The organism is Lactococcus petauri, from assembly GCF_002154895.1.
Taxonomy (GTDB): Bacteria; Bacillota; Bacilli; order Lactobacillales; family Streptococcaceae; genus Lactococcus; species Lactococcus petauri.
In genome coordinates, this window is the sequence record NZ_MUIZ01000029.1 from 1 (window position 1) to 3,173 (window position 3,173).

Below are 3,173 nucleotides of genomic sequence, written 5' to 3' on the forward strand. Positions count from 1 at the left end.
CTGAAGCTATGGAAGAACAAATTGAAGTTAAAATGTCTGCATCCACAAAATTTGATGGTATTGACTATGAAGATGAAGTTAAGCTCGGCAATCGTTCTGCTTTCTTCTGGAATGATAAAGAAGTAACAACTTATGCTGGTCAAAACCGTACAAATTACTATGATGGTGTGAAGTTCCGTGCCGATAGTATTGAAAAAGCAAGCAAAGTTAATCACTCCAATCAAACTGCTGCTCCAAAACCTGAAAATAAATCAGAAAATAAAGCTGCAGACCAAAAATAATAGCCTATGGGACAAAAAAATGTGTCTAAGGGTTCTCGTTTAAGACTGTCTGATAAATATGACCGTCAAAGTTTTGTAGGTATTGTAGGGCTTATTTTGAGTAGTCCAAGTGCAGCTTTTTATAAAGATTTTCAAGCAATGGATTCTAAAATGCTCGCTCTTGTTTTGACAGGCGTTTTTTTTGTTGCTTTTTCTTTGGGATTTGGATTGCTTGTATTCACGTATGGTCATTTTAGAAGTTTTTCTATGAAAAATTATAAAAGGCTTTTATTGAATTATCTTGTGCAACACAATCTTATTGAGAAAGTGACGGTTAAAACAGATAAAGGAACAAGGGAACGGCATAAACTTGCTCGAATCTATGTAAAACAGCCCAATTCTTATGAATTACATACTTATTTTCCAATTGATGGAGGTACACATCAAGAAAAATTCTTATCTCTTTCTGCAGAATTAGAAACAACCTTCTTTGCGGACTTTCAAGAACAAAATTTTATTGATGAAAATAGGATTTTGGCTAAAAGGTCTTATGTAGAATATGTGTTTGCGATTGATGGAGAACGAAATAGAATTGGTGTTGATGATGTTGTTATCGATAAGAAATTAGGTTTGAAACTCATGAATGGGGTGTACTGGAATTATGAATCAGACCCACATTTACTGATTGCAGGCGGTACAGGGGGAGGTAAGACAGTACTCTTAATGTCCTTACTCTCAGCCTTGGCTCGTGTAGGTAGAGTGAGTATCTGTGACCCTAAGCGTTCAGATTTTGTTGGTTTAATGGATGTTCCAGTTTTTAAAGACCGTGTTTTCATCGATAAAGAAAGTATGATGAATTGCTTAAGGCAAGCAGTTGAATTTATGGATCAGCGCTATGATACCATGACTAGTCATCCAGAATATAAGCCAGGCAAACGCTATTCAGATTATGGATTGCCTCCTGACTTTATTCTTTTTGATGAATGGGCAGCCTTCATTGCAAGTTTAACTTATCAAGAATATGATGAAGTAATTCAATGGGTCACTCAAATTGTTTTAAAAGGTCGTGCTTCAGGTGTATTTCTTATCTTGGCTATGCAACGCCCTGATGGGGAATATCTCAAAACAGCGTTACGTGATAACTTCATGAAACGTTTGGCGGTTGGTCGCTTAACAGCTTCAGGTTATCGTATGATTTTTGGGGATGAAAACGAAAAGAAAACCTTTAAATATATTAAAGGGAAAATCGGTCGTGGCTATGTTTCAAATAATGGTGAATTGGCACGTGAATTTTATAGTCCACTTGTGCCTATTGCGGAAGGTTATGATTTTATCTCAGAACTTGCAAAACTTCCTGTGTTGGAAGAAGTTCAACCTGTTCAGTTAGAAGCACCTCCTATCTCAAATATTGAGCAGGAACGTGCAGAAGCAGGACAATTAGAAGAAAAAACTTATACCATCACATCTTTAAGCCGAAAATTGGAACAGCCAAATAAAACTGTAAAAACAGTGATTGAGCGTTTAGCTGCAGGGGGATTTTCTATTCGAGAGGAAGCTCCTTATACTGAAGATGATTATTATGCTCTTCAGGCTGTTTTTTCTGCCAAAGAAGCAGGAGAATTGACCTTGAATGCGGCTATTGATGAAATTTTGGCTGATGAAGCAGAGTTTGAAAAAGAATTTGTTAATTTTGACAAATAGTTATTCTAAACTTTGAATATTCTTGGTGTTTTTATGTTAAAATAAAATAAATTTCATTTTATTTATTAAAAGCAAGGGAGAAAGTATTTGATTTTTTTATCTCATAATTATAATGATAAGCCTATTGTTGAACAATTAGCACTGCGTTTCAGGGAAATTTATGGTCAGGAAAATGTGTTTTATGATTCATGGTCTATTCAACCAGGTGATGGTATTATTGACAAAATGAATGAAGGACTTGAAAAATGTAAATATTTCTTTTTCTTTGTTTCAAAAAATAGTCTTGAAAGTAGAATGGTTACAATGGAGTGGCAGAATGCCATAATGCAATCTGCTCAAAAAGATGTAAAGCTTATTCCTATAAGACTTGATAGTTCTATAATGCCTATAATCTTGAAGCAAACTCTATATCTCGATTTATTTACTGATGGTTTAGAAGCGGTATTAACGCAGGCTGTTAACGTGATTGATAATAAAAACACTTATACAAGAAGTAGTCCGGTATTTTCAAATCTTGTTGTTCATATATCACCTAAACCAGATGGAATATTACTGACTATAGAAGCGATGCATTATATGGAACCAAAATCAAATTATATTGTACTTATGTCTAATAATCAAAATGAAGCTGAAGTACAAGCTATTAATCAAAGTTTTTATAATTCTGGTTATTACGAAAATTTCCTTAATGGTATAGAGGGGAATGGATGGTTTGTAGGATTTTCCTCAGCTACTGTTCCGAAATTTCCATGTGAAATTTCTGTAAGAAAGAAAAGTGAGAAAGACTTGATAGTTTTGGGAGTATATCATCAAGTTGCTCAAAATGAATGGAAGCCATTACCAATTCAGGCGGAAATTGGTTAAATATAGAATCGTGGTTTATACTGCGTTTTTTTATTTTCAAGAAAAACAGAGTTCACGCAATCGACGGTGTGTAAATTATAGGACTTGTCCGTTTGTCCGAAGGATGACTTGCCAAAGGCAAGCAATTTTCCACGGTCGTATTGCCCTCACAAACGGTAGTGCGTGACAGCAGTTTCCACTTATTGAGGAGTGTTCTTCTCTATTTGGATTAATGCGTGCATTAGCGTAAGCATAGCTCCGTGCGAAGCGTAAGGAGTGAGCGTGCGAATGCACGGAGTGGTGGCGTAAGCCGCCACTCGATAAACCCCCAGAGTGCTAATGAGGGGGGTAAGAAGTGACACTACCTTA

At 35.8% G+C, this 3,173-nt stretch carries 2 protein-coding genes and 1 pseudogene; all 3 read left to right on the plus strand.

The window, feature by feature from the left end:
- A pseudogene (locus BZZ03_RS11690) lies at positions 1-281 on the plus strand (DUF961 family protein); the annotation flags it as partial.
- 6 nt (positions 282-287) lie between these two features.
- On the plus strand, positions 288-1,961 hold the full coding sequence (locus tag BZZ03_RS11695; protein ID WP_086583397.1) for an FtsK/SpoIIIE domain-containing protein: 1,674 nt from the start codon (positions 288-290) through the stop codon (positions 1,959-1,961).
- 87 nt (positions 1,962-2,048) lie between these two features.
- A complete protein-coding gene (locus BZZ03_RS11700) occupies positions 2,049-2,825 on the plus strand; it encodes a toll/interleukin-1 receptor domain-containing protein (protein ID WP_086583398.1) in 777 nt (258 codons plus the stop codon).
- The last annotated feature ends 348 nt before the right edge of the window (positions 2,826-3,173 follow it).